Origin of the sequence: Micromonospora sp. NPDC005299 (genome assembly GCF_042872345.1) — a bacterium.
Classification (GTDB): Bacteria; Actinomycetota; Actinomycetes; order Mycobacteriales; family Micromonosporaceae; genus Micromonospora.
On the sequence record NZ_JBIAKG010000006.1, the window covers coordinates 145,700 to 163,525 of the forward strand.

At 74.7% G+C, this 17,826-nt stretch carries 14 protein-coding genes; 6 read left to right on the forward strand and 8 right to left on the reverse strand.

What is annotated here, in order from left to right; all coding sequences use genetic code 11:
• Window positions 1–6: 6 nt before the first annotated feature.
• Together ACFYPD_RS18920 and ACFYPD_RS18925 are read right to left on the reverse strand one after the other, a co-directional pair.
• A complete protein-coding gene (locus tag ACFYPD_RS18920) occupies window positions 7–2,157 on the reverse strand; it encodes a glycosyltransferase family 1 protein (RefSeq protein ID WP_387114787.1) in 2,151 nt (716 codons plus the stop codon).
• Window positions 2,154–3,596: a glycosyltransferase gene (locus tag ACFYPD_RS18925; protein WP_387114790.1), complete on the reverse strand. Its 1,443-nt coding sequence runs from the start codon at window positions 3,594–3,596 to the stop codon at window positions 2,154–2,156. The genes ACFYPD_RS18920 and ACFYPD_RS18925 overlap by 4 nt, the downstream gene beginning before the upstream one ends.
• A 382-nt stretch (window positions 3,597–3,978) precedes the next feature.
• Between ACFYPD_RS18925 and ACFYPD_RS18930 the strand changes: the two genes are divergently transcribed.
• Window positions 3,979–5,907: a hypothetical protein gene (locus tag ACFYPD_RS18930; RefSeq protein WP_387114793.1), complete on the forward strand. Its 1,929-nt coding sequence runs from the start codon at window positions 3,979–3,981 to the stop codon at window positions 5,905–5,907.
• A 30-nt stretch (window positions 5,908–5,937) separates the two neighbouring features.
• On the opposite strand, the gene ACFYPD_RS18935 is transcribed toward ACFYPD_RS18930, so the two are convergent.
• Window positions 5,938–7,128: a hypothetical protein gene (locus tag ACFYPD_RS18935; protein WP_387114796.1), complete on the reverse strand. Its 1,191-nt coding sequence runs from the start codon at window positions 7,126–7,128 to the stop codon at window positions 5,938–5,940.
• Window positions 7,129–7,370: 242 nt separating this feature from the next.
• On the opposite strand from ACFYPD_RS18935, the gene ACFYPD_RS18940 reads away from it, so the two are divergent.
• The 3 genes from ACFYPD_RS18940 to ACFYPD_RS18950 are packed head-to-tail and all read left to right on the forward strand — an operon-like array spanning window position 7,371 to window position 11,834.
• On the forward strand, window positions 7,371–8,978 hold the full coding sequence (locus ACFYPD_RS18940) for a glycosyltransferase family 4 protein (RefSeq protein ID WP_387114799.1): 1,608 nt from the start codon (window positions 7,371–7,373) through the stop codon (window positions 8,976–8,978).
• Between the two features lie 44 nt (window positions 8,979–9,022).
• Window positions 9,023–10,546, forward strand: a complete 1,524-nt coding sequence (locus ACFYPD_RS18945; RefSeq protein WP_387115591.1) for a glycosyltransferase family 2 protein — start codon at window positions 9,023–9,025, stop codon at window positions 10,544–10,546.
• 4 nt (window positions 10,547–10,550) lie between these two features.
• Window positions 10,551–11,834, forward strand: a complete 1,284-nt coding sequence (locus ACFYPD_RS18950; protein ID WP_387114802.1) for a nucleotide sugar dehydrogenase — start codon at window positions 10,551–10,553, stop codon at window positions 11,832–11,834.
• Between the two features lie 68 nt (window positions 11,835–11,902).
• Here ACFYPD_RS18950 and ACFYPD_RS18955 read toward each other — a convergent pair whose 3' ends face one another.
• Together ACFYPD_RS18955 and ACFYPD_RS18960 are read right to left on the reverse strand one after the other, a co-directional pair.
• The gene (locus ACFYPD_RS18955) at window positions 11,903–12,445 is read right to left on the reverse strand and encodes an acyltransferase (protein WP_387114805.1); all 543 of its coding nucleotides are present in this window, start codon (window positions 12,443–12,445) and stop codon (window positions 11,903–11,905) included.
• A 151-nt stretch (window positions 12,446–12,596) separates the two neighbouring features.
• On the reverse strand, window positions 12,597–12,935 hold the full coding sequence (locus tag ACFYPD_RS18960; RefSeq protein WP_387114808.1) for a DUF952 domain-containing protein: 339 nt from the start codon (window positions 12,933–12,935) through the stop codon (window positions 12,597–12,599).
• A 79-nt stretch (window positions 12,936–13,014) separates the two neighbouring features.
• Here ACFYPD_RS18960 and ACFYPD_RS18965 point away from each other — a divergent pair, with 79 nt between their 5' ends.
• Both ACFYPD_RS18965 and ACFYPD_RS18970 read left to right on the forward strand, forming a co-directional pair.
• Complete coding sequence (locus ACFYPD_RS18965; protein ID WP_387114811.1) at window positions 13,015–13,683, forward strand: response regulator transcription factor; 669 nt, start codon at window positions 13,015–13,017, stop codon at window positions 13,681–13,683.
• A 10-nt stretch (window positions 13,684–13,693) separates the two neighbouring features.
• Window positions 13,694–15,148 (forward strand): ATP-binding protein, encoded by a 1,455-nt coding sequence (locus ACFYPD_RS18970; protein ID WP_387114814.1) that lies wholly within the window; start codon window positions 13,694–13,696, stop codon window positions 15,146–15,148.
• Window positions 15,149–15,155: 7 nt separating this feature from the next.
• On the opposite strand, the gene ACFYPD_RS18975 is transcribed toward ACFYPD_RS18970, so the two are convergent.
• From ACFYPD_RS18975 to yaaA, 3 genes are all read right to left on the reverse strand, one after another.
• Complete coding sequence (locus ACFYPD_RS18975) at window positions 15,156–16,109, reverse strand: TAXI family TRAP transporter solute-binding subunit (RefSeq protein ID WP_387114817.1); 954 nt, start codon at window positions 16,107–16,109, stop codon at window positions 15,156–15,158.
• 123 nt (window positions 16,110–16,232) lie between these two features.
• Window positions 16,233–16,901, reverse strand: a complete 669-nt coding sequence (locus ACFYPD_RS18980; protein ID WP_387114820.1) for a hypothetical protein — start codon at window positions 16,899–16,901, stop codon at window positions 16,233–16,235.
• Window positions 16,902–17,009: 108 nt separating this feature from the next.
• Entirely contained in the window at window positions 17,010–17,807 is a 798-nt protein-coding gene (gene yaaA / locus ACFYPD_RS18985; protein WP_387114823.1) for a peroxide stress protein YaaA, read from the reverse strand.
• Window positions 17,808–17,826: the final 19 nt, after the last annotated feature.

Here is a 17,826-nt window from a genome sequence, read left to right on the forward strand (position 1 = left end):
CCGACGTCAGTCGGCGGTGGTCGGCGGCTCCAGCAGCAGCCGGTCGAAGTCCTTCTGCGTGACCGACCAGTCCCAGGTGCTCAGCACGTGCGACGCCGCCGCCCGACCCGCCTCGCGCCAGACCTCCTCCGACGCGGTGAGCGCCAGGATCCGCTCGGCGGCCTCCTCCGGGGTGCCCACCACCCAGTCGCTGGGGAAGAGGCTCCGGGCGCTGTGCGGCCGGCCGGCGAAGAACGGCCAGTCCCGCACCACCGGTACGGCGCCGCTGGCCGCGCCCTCGACGAGTGCGCAGTGGAAGCTCTCGCGCAGCGAGGTGCTGAGGATGACCCCGACGTCGGTCAGTGCGCCGGGGACGTCCTCGGTGCGACCGATCCGCACCACCGCGCCGGACGCCTCCAGCTCGGCCAGTTCGGCGTCGAGCTCACGGACGTACGCCGCGATCGCCGGGCTCAGCTCGGGGTTGAGGTCGTCGCCGATCAGCTTGAGGCGGTACCGCTCGTCCCGCCGGCGCAGCTCCCGCAGCACCGCCAGGGCCCAGCGCGGATCCTTGGCGAGCGAGCTCAACCCGATCAACCCGAGGGTGAACCGGCTGTCGGCCGAGGCCTTCGGTGCCTCGTACCGGTGCAGCTCCATCGCGTTGGTGATCATGTGCGTCCGGGGTCCCTGCGGGGCGCGCAGCCGCGGCACCGCGGCCAGCGTCAGGTCGCGGAGGTGCTCGGAGACGAAGACCACGTCGTCCACCCGCGACCAGTCGGTCAGGTGCGGCCACCAGCTGAACGCCTCGAAGCTGTGCAGGCGGACGACCACCCGGGCGGTGCCCGGGTCGATCATCGTCAGCATCGCGGCCCCCAGGTTGCACCAGTCCACGAAGATCGTGTCCGCCCAGGCGACGTGGGGGCCCCACGCCTCCTGGACCTCGCCGGCCCGCTTGGAGGTGCCGGCGAGCATGTGGTGCACCACGTTCGTCCGGCCGTTGCTGAGCACCGGGAGGATCGACTCCTCCATCAGGTCCAGGCGGCGGACCTCGACCCCGGGCATCGCCTCGTAGCGCTCGATGATCGGCCCGAGGAAGTTGTCGTTCAGCCCGGTGAAGAAGAGCATCCGGTGCGGGCGGCCGGCCGGTGGGAACTTCGCCGGGCTCTGCCGGCCACGTGGTGTCGCCATCGCCCTGCCGGCCTCGCTGTTGTGCAGCGGCGCGAGGAACTTCTCCGGATCCTCGGCCAGCGGCGAGGTGGGGCCGTCGAAGTGCAGGATCCGGTGGAACATCAGGTTGAAGGCCCGCACCACGTGCGGCGCGGCCTTGCCCGGGTTCCGCTTCTTGAGGAAGCCGTCGGCCAGCTTGAGCTGGCCCCGCGCCACGGTCATCAGGTGCTCGGGTACCCGGCCCTGCTTGAGCTCCGCGTCCACGATCGGGCCGAGGAGCTGAGCCTTGGTCGTCGGGCTCTTCAGGCGGCCCTGAGCCGCCAGCGCCAACCGCTTCGCGCTGGCGTCGTGCCCGGTCTTGAGCATGCTGCCGCTCACCCGACGGGCGATCTTGCCCCGGTGCCGGTCCGGCAGGCCGGGCGCGGTGACGGCCCCCTGCCAGAACCAGCGCACCGGGCTGAGCTTCATGGCCCTCTGCCCGGTGCTCATCTCGAACACCCGCTTCGCCAGGTCGACGGTCTGGCTGCGGGTGGTGCTCGCCAGCACGGCCGGGGAGGGGCCGACGGTGGTGAGCCGGGGGCGGCGGTAGCGCGCCGGATCGGCGGCCCGCTTCTCCACCGCCCGCAGCGCCGGGGCGATGCCGTAGACCGCGTCGGCCCGCCGGTGCCGCTGCGCCAGCTGCCAGACGGTGTGCAGCGCCTGCGCGTCCAGGGCGACCAGGACGTCGGCCCGCTTGGCGTGCCGGCGGACCCACGGGTCGCGCTGGGCGCGCAGCCACGGCCGCCGGGCCGGGCTCGCCCGCTTGACCATCCGGCCGAAGCGCGGGCCCAGCTCGGTGGAGGTCGGCAGCAGGTGCACCTCGGCCAGCTCGGTCGCCGCCGGGATCTTCTCCACCGGGTCGAAGGTGGTGGCCACCCGCACGGTGACGCCCTTGGCGCGGAACTGCTCCAGCGCGTCGGTCAGGACCGCCACCCGGCCGGGGACGGCACCCAGAACCATCAGGACCTCGATCATGACCTACCTTCTCGGGCCAGGACGCGCGCGCCGGCGGGGGATACCTGCGGGGCGCCGGTCGATCCGCCGGCGCCCAGCACCAGCTCGGTGACCTCGCGGACGGCGGGGATGAGCTGCTCCTCGCGGGCGTACTGCCGCGCCTCGGCCCGGGCCTTCTCCCGCTCGGCCTCGTCGGCGGTGCGGGCCATCGCGGCGGCCCGCCGGAAGGCGCCGGTCAGCTCGGCCGGATCCAGCCCGACCGCCCCGGTCCAGAGCGGATAGGTGGACAGCACGGTCGAGGCGTCGTGGTCCGCCTCGTGGGCGGAGACCACCGGCAGGCCGGTGGCCATGTACTCGTAGACCTTGCCGGAGGTCATGTACCGGCCGCCGGTCACCATGAGCACCACGGCGTCCCAGCGGGAGTAGAGGTCGACCACCTCGGCCTTGGGCACCGAGCCGCCGACGATCACGCCGTCGGCGGCCGCGGCCCTGAGCAGCTCCGCGTGCGCGTTGTCGCCGCGCGCCCACGCGGCGCCGATGTGGCCGCGCACCTCGAATCGGGCGTCGGCCAGTGCCGGGTCCTCCGCGCGCGCAGTCCGCCAGCCCTGCAGCACGGCGTCCAGCAACGGTACGGGCAGGTTCAGCGCGCCGAGGTAACCGAAGGTCAGCGGCCGGTCCGGGGGAGCGGGGCGGACCTCGGCCGGGATGCTGGCCGCGTCGTAGCCGTTGCGCACGATCCGCATCTTGTGCGCCAGCTCCGGGTAGCGCTCGCGGTACCAGCGGGAGATCGGCTCGTTCACGTTCCAGATGGCCACGGCGTTGGTGAGCAGCTTGATCTCCCACTGCCCGGAGACCGACTCCTTGGGGAACGCCTCACCGTTGTTGATCACGTCGACGGACCAGCCGTCGCGGAAGTCCACGACGTAGGGGACCTGGTGGGTCTCCCACAGCTTCCAGGTCGCGGAGAGGTTGACGTACGGGGCGCAGGTGGTGACCAGCAGGTCGACCGGCCGCTCCCGGTGGATCTGGAGCAGGGCCTTCTCCAGCGCGGGACGCCAGCCGCCGAAGACCGGCTCCGGGAAGACCTTCAGGTTCTGCTTGCGCAGGTCGGCCAGGTAGTCCTTGTGGGCCAGGGCGCGCTGCTCGGTGAAGGACCGGATGTCGGTCTCCAGGTCGTCCCGGAACAGCGGCAGCTTCACCACCCGGACCTGAGGGGCCAACCCCTGGGAAAGGGTGTGGTCGAGCCCGTACTCACGCTCCCAGGCCTCGTCCGCGATGGTGACCGCGGTCACGTCCCAGCCCGCCGCGGCGAACTGGTTCGCCGTCTCCCGCATCCGGTAGGCGCAGCTCTTGGCCGCCGGCGGAAAGCCGATCGCGAGGTAGATCATGTGCGGTCGGGACCCGGACCGGCGCGGCCGGGGGAGCTTCAACGAGTCCCAGAGAGTTCGCCCGTTGTTCATCGATTCCGATCCTGGGGAGGTGGGGAGATGCCGCGTCGGGACCTGGACGGCCCGCCCCCGCCGCCCGGTCGGGGGGCGACGACCGTCGGACCTCCACCGAGCGGGACCATGCCGGAGGAACCCTTCCATCAGCGGTACGCCGTACCTCGCGGTCGGCCGGACGCGGTGCCTGCTCCGCCGAAGGCCGCGGAACGGCCCTCGGACAGCGTGCGGACACTACAATAACGCCGTCGCGCGCGTCGGACGCGCCGCCGCCCGGCGGGCCGCCCGGCACCGTGCCCCCGGTCACCGTGGCCCAGGTCACCCCTCGGCCGGCACGACACCGCCACGCCGCCTCGACCGGTCCCCGACCGGGGCCGCGGCTTTCGTAGACTCCTACGCCATGACCGCGCCCGCGCCCGACACCCGCGACCGTGAGCCCGTCCCGTCCGGCGGCGCCGGGGCGGCGGGTGACGACACGCCCGACCCGGCGGCGTCCACCGCGCCGGAGCGCCCGACGGGCCCGACCGGCCCGGAGCGCCCGGCGGCGACCGCGGCCCCGGCGGGGCCGCGCCCGGACGCGGCGGCCGGTGGCCGCCGCGGCGGCGACCGGTGGCGCCGGGTCGACGCGCTGGTCGCCCTGGTCTACCTGGCCGGCGCGTTCTGGGTCACCGCCCGGGGCTGGCGGGACTACGACGGGCGGCTGCTCGGCAGCCGCCCCAACGACCAGGGCTTCAACGAGTGGATGCTGGCGTACGCGGCGCACGCGGTCAGCCACCTGGAGAACCCGTTCTTCACCACGCTCCAGAACGCCCCGTCCGGGGTGAACCTGATGACCAACGTCGGGATGCAGCTGCCCGGGCTCGTGCTCACCCCGGTCACCCTGCTCTTCGGCGCGTCCTTCTCCTACCTGCTCTTCATCACGCTCAACCTGGCCGGCACCGGCTACGCCTGGTACCACGTGCTCTCCCGGCACGTGGTCGACTCCCGGGCGGCCGCCTTCGTCGGCGGGCTGTTCTGCGCCTTCGCGCCGGCGCTGGTCTCGCACAGCAACGGCCACCCGCACATCACCGCGCAGTGGCTGGTGCCGTTCATCGTCTGGCGGGTGATCGCGCTGTCCCGGGGCGGGCGCGTGGTCCGCGACGGCCTGGTGCTGGGCGGCCTGGTGGTGGCCCAGTTCTTCATCAGCCTGGAGATCCTCTTCCTCACCGCGCTCGGCTGCCTGATGCTGGTCCTCGCCTACCTGGCCTTCCGGCCCCGCGACGCGGTGCGCCGGCTGCGCCCGCTGCTGCCCGGCCTGGCGATTACCGCCGTGCTGGTGGCGGCCGCGGCCGCGTACCCGCTGTGGATGCAGTTCGCCGGCCCGCAGCATCGGGTCGGTCACCCGGGCACCCCGGACATCTACGCCCTCAAGCTCGGCTCGTACGTGCGGTTCGCCACCCAGTCGGTGGCCGGCGGCCCGACCAGCGCGGTGGGCTGGGCGCCGAACACCACCGAGCAGGCGAGCTTCTACGGCTGGTCGATGCTGGTGGTCGCGTTCGGCGCGCTCTGGTGGCTGCGCCGGGAGATCACGGCCCGGGTGCTCGGGGCGGTCGGCATCGTCTCGGCGCTGTTGTCCATCGGGACCACCTGGACCTCCGGCACCCGCCGCACCGACATCCCGGCGCCGTTCGCGCTGGTGCAGAACCTGCCGGTGTTCGACTCCGTGGTGGTGGCCCGGTTCGCGCTGATCACCACGGTGGCGCTCGGCGTGCTGCTGGCCGTAGCCGGGGACCGGCTCGCCGCCCGCCGGGAGCAGCCCGCCGGCCGCCTGGCCGCCCGGGTGGGCGCCGTGGCGGTGGCCGCCGCGCTGCTGCCCGTCCTGCCCGTGCCGCTGGAGGCGCGCGGCCGGATCCCGGTGCCGGACTTCGTCACCGGCGGCGCCTGGCACGACCACGTGGCACCCGGCCGCACCCTGGTCCCGGTGCCGGTCAACGGCATGACCTCGCTCTACTGGAGCTCCGCCGCGGTGGCCGGCTTCGCCGTGCCCGAGGGCTACTTCCTCGGGCCGGTCTCCGCCACCGACGCCACCGGGCGCTGGGGCGTGGATCCGCAGCCCACCGCCAAGCTCCTCACCGCCGTCTCGGACGGCAAACGGGACACGGCCGTCGGCCCGGCCGACATCGCCCAGGCGCGGGCCGACGTCCGCTACTGGAAGGCCGACGCGGTGGCGCTGCCCGACCGGGGGGCGCGGCGCCACGACGCCCTGAAGACCGTGCTCGACGCGCTGTACGGCCCGGGGCAGCGGGTCGACGACGTCTGGCTCTGGGATGTCCGGCCGTTCACCCGGTGACCGCGGCCCGGCCCGTCACGGGCCGGCCGGTCAGGGCGACTTCGTCCAGATCAGCAGCAGGTAGCCGCCGAAGTAGGCGGAGAAGGCGGTCAGCGTCACCAGCACCGTGGCCGCCCGGGCCCAGCCGGCCCGGGCCAGGCCCACGGCCGCCGGCAGCAGCAGCGGGAACGCCGGCAGCAGGAACCGCGCCTTGGAGTGGTAGTAGCCGGCGGCGCCGAGCGTGGTGACCAGCAGCAGCCCGCTGTAGAGCAGCAGCTGCCAGGGCTGCCGGTCGATCGCGCTCAGCACGAAGAACATGATCGACAGCAGCGCCACCACGGTGACCACCAGCAGCGGCAGCGCGGCCACCTGCACCAGGGCCTGCTGCCCCCGCTCCACCGTGTAGACGCCGAAGTCGAAGGTGGTGCCCCAGCCGGCCGACTGGATGTGGAACCAGCCGTCCGGCCGCCCGGTCCGCGTGGCCACCCAGGCCAGGTACGCCAGCCAGCCGGCGGGGGCGAGCAGCAGGGCGACCCAGGGCCGCCAGCCGTCCCGGCGCCGGACGATCGCCAGCAGCGCGGCGAGCCCCACCACCGGGATCAGCGACGAGGCGGTCGGCCGGGTCAGACCGGCGAACAGGCAGACCACCCCCGCGGTGAGCCAGCGGCGGCGCAGCAGCGCGTACAGCGTCCAGGCGGCCAGGGCGGTGAACAGGCTCTCGCTGTATCCCATCGACTCCACGACGCCGTGCGGCACCGCCGCCCAGAGCGCGGCGAGCAGGACGCCGGTGCGCCGGTCGTGCAGGTACGCGCCGATCGCGAAGAGCCCCCAGGCGGCCGCCAGCCCGGCGAGCCACGCCACGATCAGCGCGGCCTCGCGCGGGCTGAACGGGGAGACCCGGTCGAGGCCGGCGGTGAGGCCGGGATAGAGCGGGAAGAACGCCATGTTGCTCTGCGTCTTCTCGTACCCGTCGTACCCGTGCTGGGCGATCGCGAGGTACCAGTTGCCGTCGGCCCGGGTGAGCCGTTCGCCCGTGGACGCGCCCACGTTGCGCGCCCACAGGTAGACGGTCAGCAGGCCCACGAGGCGGATCACGACGTAGGCCGCGAGCGCGGGCAGCGCGTAGCGGCCGGCGGTCCACAGCCGCCGACCGGGGCCGGGGCGGCCCGGGTCCGGGCTCGCCGGCGCCGCGGATGGGGCCTGCCTCGGCCGGCTCGGTTCCTCGGTCGTCACCACGTCCATTGTGCGATCCTGTCCGCGCTGAGCTGGAGTGATCCGACGGCACGCCCGGCCCGTCGGGGGGCTCGACGCCGGCCCGGCCTGCGAACGGGCGAGGTCACCGGTCGTTGAACAGCATGGAGGGTAGCAATCGGCGCCGGAGGGTGCGGAGCGCCGACGGCGGCGGACGTTTCGCGCCGATCCGTTGTCGTAGACTCGCTCGGGTCCCGCGGGTGCGGTGCTGGTGACAACGGAAACGGGCAGGAATGGGATCTGACGGCACGACCGCCCCGGCGGCCACCCGGGGACGGGTCGTCATGCTGGTGGACAACGGGGTCATCGGTGACTCCCGGGTGCAGAAGGCGGCCCGCTCGGCGGCCGAGGCCGGCTGGGATGTCGTCCTCCTCGGGCGCGCGCCCGTCGGGCAGCCGCAGCGCTGGCGGCTCGGCGACGCCGAGGTCCGCCTGATCCCGATGCCCGAGCCGCTCGCCAAGCGCCGGCACGAGTTCCGGCGGGTGTGGCTGCGCCGGCCGCTCGCCTACCCGCCCTCCGGCATCGCCGCCCACCGCACCCAGGCGGTGAAGGCCTGGCGGGCCGACCTGGCGGTCCGGCGGGCGGCGTTGACCACCGCGGCCCGCGAGGCCGGCGCCGGCCGGCCCGGTGGACCGTCCTGGGCCGCGCTGCGGGCCGAGGAGAAGCTCGCCGGCCTGACCCGCAAGTGGGTGGGCTTCCGCAACCGGCAGCTCAACCAGGCCCGGAAGAGCCGCAAGCTCGACGGCCCCTGGGACCGGGCGTACACCCTCTTCTGGCAGCGGCTGCGCGGCGACGGCGCGTGGCGCCGCCTCGAACCGGGACTGTGGGACTACGAGCTGGCCTACGGCCCGGTCGTCGACGAACTGGCCCCGGACCTGATCCACGCCAACGACTTCCGGATGATCGGCGTCGGCGCCCGCGCGAAGATCAGGGCCGCCGCCAAGGGCCGCCGGATCGCGCTGGTCTGGGACGCCCACGAGTACCTGCCGGGCGTGCAGCCGTGGCGGGACAACGCCCGCTGGCTGCCCGGCAACGTCGCCCACGAGCGGGAGTACGTGCCGTACGCGGACGCCACGATGACCGTCTCCGGCGGCCTGGCCGACCTGCTGCGACGCGAGCACGGGCTGGCGGAGCGCCCGGCGGTGGTGCTCAACGCCCCGGCGGTCGACGAGCTGCCGGCCGACGCGGGCGAGCCGGTGCCGGACATCCGCGCGCTCTGCGGCATCGATCCGGAGACCCCGCTGCTGGTCTACAGCGGCGTGGCCGCCGCGAAGCGCGGCCTCGGGGTGATGGTCGAGGCGCTGCCCCGGCTACCTGGTGCGCACGTCGCGTTCGTGGTCAACAAGCCCACGTCGGCGTACGTCAAGGGCCTGGTCACCCGGGCGGGCGAGCTGGGCGTGGCGGACCGGGTGCACCTGCTGCCCTACGTGCCGCACCACCAGGTGGTCCGGTTCCTCGCCGGCGCGCAGGTCGGCGTCATCCCGATCCAGCACTGGCCCAACCACGAGATCGCGCTGATCACCAAGTTCTTCGAGTATTCACACGCCCGCCTCCCGCTGGTCGTCTCCGACGTGCAGACGATGGCGGAGACTGTCCGGGAGACCGGGCAGGGCGAGGTGTTCACGGCCGAGGACGTGGCCGACTTCGTCCGGGCGGTCACCGCGGTGCTCGCCGACCCGGCGCGCTACCGCGCCGCGTACGACCGGCCCGGTCTGCTGGCCGGCTGGACCTGGGAGGCGCAGGCGCAGGTGCTCGACGGCGTCTACTCCCGGCTGCTGCCCGACGCCCCGCCGTCGCCGGCCGGCGACCCGGCCCCGACCTCGGTGGGGGTGGGCGCGTGACCCGGCAGCCGGACGTGACGGTGGTCGTCGCCGTCTACAACACCATGCCGTACCTGACCACCTGTCTGGACTCGCTGGTCGGGCAGACCATCGGGCTGGACCGGCTGGAGGTCGTGGCGGTCGACGACGGCTCCACCGACGGCAGCGGCGCCGAGCTGGACCGGTACGCCGCCCGCTACCCGGACACGGTCCGGGTGCTGCACCAGGCCAACTCCGGCGGCCCGGCCGCCCCGAGCAACCTCGCCCTGGACCACGCCCGCGGCCGGTACGTCTTCTTCATCGGCTCCGACGACCACCTCGGCCCGGAGGCGCTGGAGCGCCTGGTGACCGCCGCCGACCGGTGGGAGTCCGACGTCGTGCTCGGCCGGATGGTCGGCACCAACAAGCGCTACGTGCACCAGGCGGCCTACGCGAGCACCGAGGAACGGCTCGACCTCTTCGACAGCCCGCTGCCCTGGTCGCTGTCGAACACCAAGCTGTTCCGGCGGGACCTGGTCGAGCGCCACGGCCTGCGGTTCCGCACGGACATGCCGATGGGCAGCGACCAGCCGTTCACGCTGGAGGCCTGCTTCCGGGCGAAGAAGATCTCCGTCCTCGCCGACTACGAGTACTACTACGCGGTCAAGCGGGAGAACGCGCAGAACATCACCTACGCCAGCCGCTTCGAGGAGCGGCTGCGCTGCGCCGAGGAGCTGGTCGGCTTCGTGGCCGGGCTCATCGAGCCGGGCCCGCGCCGGGACGCGGTGCTGCTGCGCCACTTCAGCTGGGAGGTGGCGAAGCTGCTCCGGGCGGAGTTCCTGGGCCTCTCCCCGGACGTCCAGCAGCACGTCCACGACCGGGTCCGCAAGCTCGCCGAGGCGTACCTGACCGAGGGCGTCCTGGCCCGGATGGCGCCCGACCTGCGGCTGCGGCTCGCGGTGGCGCGCGACGGCGACCTGGCGCAACTCCGTGAGCTGATCGGGCAGCAGGCCGACAAGGCGCTGCCCGAGGTCACCATCGCCGACGGCCGCTGGTACGCCCACCACGTCGGCTTCCGCGACCAGACGTTCGGCTATCCCGATGACTGGTACGACGTCACCCACCGGGCCGCCAAGGTGCTGGCGAAGCTGACCGCGACCGAGCTGGCCTGGGGCCGGGACGCCGCCGGCGCACGTGCCCTGGTGGTCACCGCGCGCAGTTCCTGGGCCGTGCTGTCCGAGCTGGCCACCGAGGCGGTCCGGGTCAGTGTGGGCGATGTGGCGGGTGTGACGTCGGTCGCGCCCGACGGCACCGGTACCGTCGTACGGACGGACTTCGCGGTGGACCGGCTGCTGGCGGTCGTCGCGGCGAACGGGGAGCGTCGGGTGGTGCGTGCCGAGGTGACCGCGCTGGGCGGGGCCGCCTCGGCGCCGCTGCGGACGGACCGCCGCGTCGCGGCCCGCCGGCTGCTGGCCCGGCACGGCGTCCGGTTCCACCTCGTCACACCCACCACCAACCACAAGGGCCAGGTGATCGTCGCGATCACGCCGGTGACTCCCGGTCGGTTCCTTGCCCGCCTGCGCCGAATCTGGCCCTCTGGAGGAAAGTAGTTTCATGAACATCTGCGTCGTCGCGCTCGGCAAGATCGGTCTGCCGCTCGCCGTGCAGTTCGCCTCGAAGGGGCACCGGGTGATCGGTGCCGACGTCTCCGAGCGGGTCGTCCAGCTGGTCAACGACGGTGCCGTGCCGTTCCCCGGCGAGGCCGACCTGGACGTCAAGCTGAAGGAGGCGGTGGCCGCCGGGCTGCTGTCGGCCACCACCGACACCGCCGCCGCGGTCGCCGAGTCCGAGGCCGTCGTCGTGGTCGTGCCGCTCTTCGTGGACGCCGAGGGCGTGCCGGACTTCGGCTGGATGGACGACGCCACCCGGGCCATCGCCCGCGGGCTCAAGCCCGGCACCCTGGTCAGCTACGAGACCACCCTGCCGGTCGGCACCACCCGCAGCCGCTGGGCCCCGATGCTGGAGGAGGGCTCCGGCCTCACCGCCGGCCAGGACTTCCACCTGGTGTTCAGCCCGGAGCGGGTGCTCACCGGCCGGGTCTTCGCCGACCTTCGCCGCTACCCCAAGCTGGTCGGCGGCATCGACGAGGCGTCGGCCGAGCACGGCGTGCGCTTCTACGAGGCGGTGCTGGACTTCGACGAGCGGGCCGACCTCGACCGCCCGAACGGCGTCTGGGACCTCGGCTCGGCCGAGGCGTCCGAGCTGGCCAAGCTCGCCGAGACGACCTACCGCGACGTCAACATCGGCCTGGCGAACCAGTTCGCCCGCTTCGCCGACACCGTGGGCGTCGACGTCACCAAGGTCATCGAGGCCTGCAACACCCAGCCGTACAGCCACATCCACTCGCCGGGCATCGCCGTCGGCGGCCACTGCATCCCGATCTACCCGCGGATGTACCTGTGGAACGACCCGGCGGCCACCGTGGTCCGCTCGGCCCGCGAGGCCAACGCCGCCATGCCCGAGTACGCCGTCGACCTGCTCGCCGCCGCGTACGGGGACCTGACCGGGGTGGGCGTGCTGGTGCTCGGCGCGGCCTACCGGGGCGGCGTCAAGGAGACCGCGTTCTCCGGCGTCTTCCCGACCGTCGAGGCGCTGCGCGCGCGGGGCGCCGTCCCGTACGTCGCCGACCCGATGTACACCAACGAGGAGCTGGCCGCGCACGGCCTCCCCGGCTACGAGGGCGAGCCGGTCGGCGCCGCGGTCATCCAGGCCGACCACGCCGAGTACCGCAACCTCACCCCGGCCGACCTGCCGGGCGTGACGGTGCTGGTCGACGGCCGCCGGGTCACCGACCCGGCGCGCTGGACCGGCGTCCGCCGGGTGGTCATCGGCGGCTGATCCGCCCGCAGATCCCGGGCCCCGGCCGTACGACGGCCGGGGCCCGCTGCGTCGCGCCCGCCGCGTGCTCAGCCCTGGTACGGCGGGTTGTCGACGTCGCGGGAGACGACCTCGCCCTTCTCGTCCACCCAGCCCTTGGGCCGGGCCGGGTTGCCGGCCACCAGCTGGTAGGGCTTGACGTCCCGGGTGACCACCGAACCGGCGGCGATCATGGCGTACTCGCCCACCTCGATGCCGCAGACCAGGGTGGCGTTGGCCCCGATCGAGGCGCCCCGGCGGACCATGGTCGGGGTGATGGTCCAGTCCGGGTTCTGGGCGCGCGGGCGGAAGTCGTTGGTGAACACCGCGCAGGGGCCGACGAAGACCTCGTCCTCGATGGTCACGCCCTGGTAGACCGAGACGTTGTTCTGGATCTTCACCCGGTCGCCGACCGTGACCTGCGCGTCGACGTACACGTTGCGGCCGATCACACAGCCGGCGCCGACCTGCGCGCTCGACCGGATATGGGCCAGGTGCCAGACCTTGGTGCCGTCGCCGACCTGGGCGCCGGACTCCACGTCGGCCGTCGGGTGGACGAAGACGGAGGCGGACCGGTCGTTGGTGTCAGTCATGTCAACTCGCATCGTGGCAGGGCGCGTCGTCGCGCCGTCGGTGCCGGACGGCCGCGCCGGCTGACCACCGCGCGCCCGGCCGGGCCAGGGCCACCCGGCCGCGCCGGGCTCGCGGAGCCGGCGGGCGGGCACGTCGCAGCATAGCGAGCCGTCAGGCCACCAGTTCGGCCACCGCGTCGGCGGCGGGCCGGTCGGCGGGCAGGGGGTGCGCGGCCACCACCGCGTCCACCGGCAGCGCCGCGTAGAGGTGCGGGAAGAGCGCGCCGCCCCGGGACACCTCCCAGCGCAGCGCGTCGCCGAGCCGCGCCTCGTCCACCGCCAGGACGGTGAGGCCGGTGGCCCCGGCGAAGACCCGGCGGGCAGTCTCCACCACCTGGTCCGCCGCCGACAGGTGGATGTAGCCGTCCTGCCGGTCCATCGCGGTGCCGGTGAACCGCCCGGCCGCCCGCGCCTGCTCCCACTCGCTGTCGGCAAGAATCTTGTAGATCACCACCGCAGCCTAGAAGCCCACCGGCCCTCCCGTCCGGCCGCATCGTCTGCCACCATTCGCAGGGCAGCACGTCGAGCGGATGGAGGCACGGGTGCGGATCCTCCTGGTCGAGGACGATCGTCGGGTGGCCGCCGCCCTGTCGTCCGCGCTCACCCGGCGCGGATACGAGGTGGAGCACGCCGCCACCGTCGAGGCCGCGCTCTCCGCCGCCCCCTGCGACCTGGTGCTGCTCGACCTGACCCTGCCCGACGGGGACGGCACCGACCTGTGCCGGGAGCTGCGCCGGCGCAGCAGCCAGCTCGGCATCATCGCGGTGACCGCCCGAGGCGAGGAACGCGACCGGGTGCTCGGGCTGCGGCTGGGCGCCGACGACTACGTGGTCAAGCCGTTCTCGATGGTGGAGCTGCAGGCACGGATCGAGGCGGTGCTGCGCCGGGCCGCGCACACCGCACCGGAGCGCACCCTGATCGAGGCCGGCGCCGTGCGCATCGACGTGGGCGGCCGGACGGTCACCGTGGCCGGCCGGCCCGTGGCGCTCACCCGCAAGGAGTTCGACATCCTGCTCTCCCTGGCCCGCCAGCCCGGGGTCGCCGTGCCGAGGGACCGGATCCTGCTCGACGTCTGGGGCACCACCTGGGCCGACCGGCACACCGTGGAGGTGCACGTGGGCTCGCTGCGCGGCAAGCTCGGCGACGCGACGCTGGTGGAAACCGTCCGTGGGGTCGGCTACCGGCTCCGCGGCGAGTGAGGAGGCCGCTGTGCGCCGCCGGCTGGTGATCAGCTACCTGCTGCTGATGGTGCTGGTGCTGTTCGCCCTGGAGACCCCGCTGGCGGCCACCCTGGCCACCCGCGAGACCGACCGGGTCCGCGCCGACCGGCTCGCCGACGCCACCCGGTTCGCCTCGCTGGCCGGCCCGGCGCTGCGCGGCGGCACGCCCGGCCCGCTGGACGCGGAACTGGCCGCCTACGACGACCTCTACGGCGTCGGCGCGGCCGTGGTGGACCGGGACCGCCGGACCGTGGCCGCCTCGGCGCGCTGGGAGTTCGGCGCGGGCACCGACCCGGCCCTGGACACCGCGCTGGCCGGGCAGCAGTTCAGCCGGCCGGAGTCGGTGCGCCCCTGGGTGGACGGGCCGCTGGTGGTGGCGGTCCCGATCAACGACGGCGGCGAGGTGCTCGGCGCCGTGATCACCACGACCCCGGCGGCCAAGGTGCGCCGCACCGTCACCGCCTGGTGGCTGCTGCTCGCCGGGATCGGCCTGCTCGCGGTGCTGGCCTGCGTCTCCACGGCGTTCGGGCTGGCCGGTTGGGTGCTGCGCCCGGTCACCGAGCTGGACGCGGTCACCCACGAGATCGCCGAGGGACACCGGCGGGCCCGGGTCCGTCCCCGGCTCGGCCCGCCCGAGCTGCGCCGGCTGGCGACCAGCTTCAACGACATGGCCGACGCGGTCTCCGACGTGATGGACCGGCAGCGGGCGTTCGTCGCGCACGCCAGCCACCAGCTGCGCAACCCGCTGACCGCGTTGCGCCTGCGGGTGGAGGAGCTGGGACCGAGCCTGACCGACGCCGACGGCCGGACGGAGCACCGGCTGGCGCTGGAGGAGACCGACCGCCTGGCCACCGTGCTCGACGCGCTGCTCACCCTGGCCCGCGCCGAGCGGGAGGAGAACCAGCGGGTCACCGTGGACGCCGCCGGGATCGCCGCCTCCCGGGTGGCGGCCTGGCTGCCGCTGGCCCGGCACCGGTCGGTCACCCTGGCGCTCCACGGCACCGGAACGCCCGCGTACGCCCGGACCGTGCCGACCGCGATCGACCAGGCGCTCGACGCGCTGATCGACAACGCGGTCAAGTTCAGCGGCGCCGGGGGAGCGGTGACGGTGACCGTGCGCCCGGCCGACGGCGGGATCGCGCTGGAGGTGCGGGACACCGGCCCCGGCATGACGGCCAGCCAGCTCGACCAGGCCACCGAGCGGTTCTGGCGGGCCCCGGACGTGCAGAACGTCGACGGCGCCGGGCTCGGGCTGACCATCGTCGCGGTGCTGGTCGACGCCTCCGACGGCCGGCTGACGATGCGCCAGGGCGAGCCGCGTGGGCTGGTCGCCGAGGTGTGGTTCCCGGCCCCGGACGACGAGCTCGTCGAGCCGGACGAACCCGCTCCGGCGCTCGGCGACGGCCCGGTCGAACCGGTCGGGTCCGAGGTCGGGCGCCACTGAGCCCGCCTCAGGGCTTGGTGGCCCGGTACCAGTCGGCCGCCCCCGGGTGCAGCGGCAGCGGGGTGGTGACGATCGCCGCCCGGGGACTCATCCGGCCGGCCGCCGGATGCGCCGCGGCCAACTCCTCGCGGCGCTCCATCAGCAGCCGGGTCACGTCGCGCACCAGCGCCGTCGGCAGGTCGGCGCGGGCGATCAGGTAGTTCGGGTTCGCCACCGTGCTGACCGGGTCCGCCCCGTAGACCGAGCGGGGGATGTCCCGGGTCACGTAGACCTGCCCGTATCCGCGGCGCAGCGGCTCGGTCCAGTCACCCAGGTCGACCATCCGCACCGAGGTGCTGCCGGCCAGTTCCGCGACGCCGCGCACCGGCAGGCCGCCCGAGAAGAAGAAGGCGTCGATCCGGCCGGCGCGCAGCGCCGCCACCGAGTCGTCCAGGCCGAGGTGCTCCTGGCGAACCTGGTCGCCGCCGAGCTGGGCCACGGTCAGCAGCCGGCTGGCGGTGACCTCGGTGCCGGAGCCGTCGGCGCCCACCGACACCCGCCGGCCGCGCAGGTCGGCGAGGGTGCGTACCGGGCCGCCGGCGGTGGTGACCAGGTGCAGCAGGTCGTCGTAGACCCGGGCCACGGCGAGCACCGCGGGGTGCTCCGGCGCGTGGGGCGGCAGCACGTCGGCCTGGGTGAAGCCCAGCTCCGCCTCGCCGGAGCCAACCAGCCGGACGTTCTGCGCGGACGCCGCGGTGACCACCACGCTCGCCTGCACGCCGGGCAGCTCGCGGTTGAGCAGGGCGGCCAGCGACTGGCCGAAGGCGTGGTAGACGGCCGTGGGGCTACCCGTGGCGATGCGGATCCGCACCGGCTCGGCGGGCTCGTCCCGGCAGCCGGCCAGACCGGCCACGAGCAGCAGCAGGAGCGCCAGCGGCGCCGCGGTCCGGCGCCGGCCGCGCACAGACCAGTGTCGGCTCACGGGCTGCACTCTGCGCCGCGGAGCACCCGCCGCGCAAGCCCGGCCGCACACCGTGACGCCCGGAGCCGCCCCCGCGGTGCTGCGGTGACCGGGGGTCGGCTCAGGCGTTGCGGGTGGGCGCGGTCAGCAGGCCGCCGCCGGGGCCAGCGCCGCGCTCTCGGTGATCCGCGTCCGGTCCGCGCCGTTGGCCACGCTCACCAGGAAGCAGCCGGCGCCGGGCCGGAGCACCGCCGGGACGTCCAGGAGCGCCGCGCCCCGCACCAGCACCGCGGCCAGGTCCCGGTCGGCGAGGCGGATGCCGAGGCTGTGCCGGCGCACGTGCCGTCCGCCGGCCAGCAGCGCCGCCCGCCACGCCCCGGCGGCCAGCCGTGGCCGCCACACGCGGCGAGCCGTGGAGGCGCCGGGGAAGGGCCCGCCGAGCAGCTCCCGGCGGCCCTGCCGCCAGCCGGCCTCCAGCAGGGCCGCGTACGCCGGCCGGTGCTCCCGGGGCACCGACAGCCGGTGCAGCTCGTACCGGCGGCGCAGGCCGCCCGTGGTCAGCTCGTGCTCCACCGGCACGTCCAGCCGCTGCAGCAGCTGCCGCATCCGGTGCGCCGCGTCCTGGCGGTTGAACTCGGCGATCCCGCCCCGGTAGGTGCCGGCGTCGACCCGGCGGGCGTCCGTGGCCGGGGGCGGGGTGCAGCGCACCAGGCAGGCGACCTCGAAGGCGTCGGCCAGGGTGAGCCAGTCCAGTGGCGGGGGCGGCGACGACTGGCGGGGCCGGTCGAGCAGGGTGGTGGACTCGGGGGCCATCGGAACAGCTCCTTGGTCGGAATCGGGGTTCCCTAACCGTGACCCCCGGCGTCCGCGCCGCGAAACCGCTGCGACCGAGCCTTGAGCAAAATTTGCGGCAACCCGCCCTCAGAGCTCGGTGACGACCACGTCGAGCTGGCGGGGCCGGCCGGCCGCCCGCGGCTGCTCCTCGACGGCGTACTTCAGCTCGCGCAGCGCCCCGACCAGCGCGTCGGCGGTGCGCGGGCGGGTGCCCGCGGTGAGCAGGTCACGGACCAGCCGGCCCTTGGTGGCCTTGTTGAAGTGGCTGACCACCGACCGGGTCGGCACCCCGTCCACCTCGCGCTCGTGCAGCACCCGCACCGTCACGGTGCGCTCGGCCGTCTTCCCGCGCGGCGCCCAGGTGGCCGCGTACGCGCCGGAGCGCAGGTCCAGCACCGGGCCGGTCCCGGCGGCCGTCGCCATGGCCTCCGCCAGCGCCCGGCGCCAGTACGCCGACAGCGCCCCGATCCCCGGCAGCCGCGCCCCGACCGGGCAGCGGTAGGGCGGGATCCGGTCGGTGAGGCGGACCGCGCCCCACAGGCCCGAGGTGATCAGCACCGAACGGCGGGCCAGCCGCTCCGCGGCCGGCGGCAGCGTGGCCAGGCCGAGGGCCTCGTAGAGCACCCCCGTGTAGATCCGTCCGGCCGGCGCGGTGGCCGCCGCCCGCAGCCGCGCGTTGCGCCGCAGCTCGCCGCGCTGCCCCTCGCTCAGGCCCAGCGCGTCGCGGGCCGCCGCCTCGTCCGGGCCGGCGCAGAGGTCGACCAGGGCGGCCAGCACCTCCTCCCGGGCCGGGTTCAGCTCCGGCAGGGAGAGCTTCGACAGGTCCAGCCGCCGGCCGGTGCCGGCGTCGGCCTTCCCCTCCGACGGGGGCAGCAGGATGAGCATCGGCACAGCGTACGGCGCG

Bases quoted from the DNA above. Each gene is read 5' to 3' on its own strand.
- ACFYPD_RS18920 (WP_387114787.1), bottom strand. From the start codon at position 2,157: ATGATCGAGGTCCTGATGGTTCTGGGTGCCGTCCCCGGCCGGGTGGCG.
- ACFYPD_RS18925 (WP_387114790.1), bottom strand. From the start codon at position 3,596: ATGAACAACGGGCGAACTCTCTGGGACTCGTTGAAGCTCCCCCGGCCG.
- ACFYPD_RS18930 (WP_387114793.1), top strand. From the start codon at position 3,979: ATGACCGCGCCCGCGCCCGACACCCGCGACCGTGAGCCCGTCCCGTCC.
- ACFYPD_RS18935 (WP_387114796.1), bottom strand. From the start codon at position 7,128: ATGGACGTGGTGACGACCGAGGAACCGAGCCGGCCGAGGCAGGCCCCA.
- ACFYPD_RS18940 (WP_387114799.1), top strand. From the start codon at position 7,371: ATGGGATCTGACGGCACGACCGCCCCGGCGGCCACCCGGGGACGGGTC.
- ACFYPD_RS18945 (WP_387115591.1), top strand. From the start codon at position 9,023: ATGCCGTACCTGACCACCTGTCTGGACTCGCTGGTCGGGCAGACCATC.
- ACFYPD_RS18950 (WP_387114802.1), top strand. From the start codon at position 10,551: ATGAACATCTGCGTCGTCGCGCTCGGCAAGATCGGTCTGCCGCTCGCC.
- ACFYPD_RS18955 (WP_387114805.1), bottom strand. From the start codon at position 12,445: ATGACTGACACCAACGACCGGTCCGCCTCCGTCTTCGTCCACCCGACG.
- ACFYPD_RS18965 (WP_387114811.1), top strand. From the start codon at position 13,015: ATGGAGGCACGGGTGCGGATCCTCCTGGTCGAGGACGATCGTCGGGTG.
- ACFYPD_RS18980 (WP_387114820.1), bottom strand. From the start codon at position 16,901: ATGGCCCCCGAGTCCACCACCCTGCTCGACCGGCCCCGCCAGTCGTCG.
- yaaA (WP_387114823.1), bottom strand. From the start codon at position 17,807: ATGCTCATCCTGCTGCCCCCGTCGGAGGGGAAGGCCGACGCCGGCACC.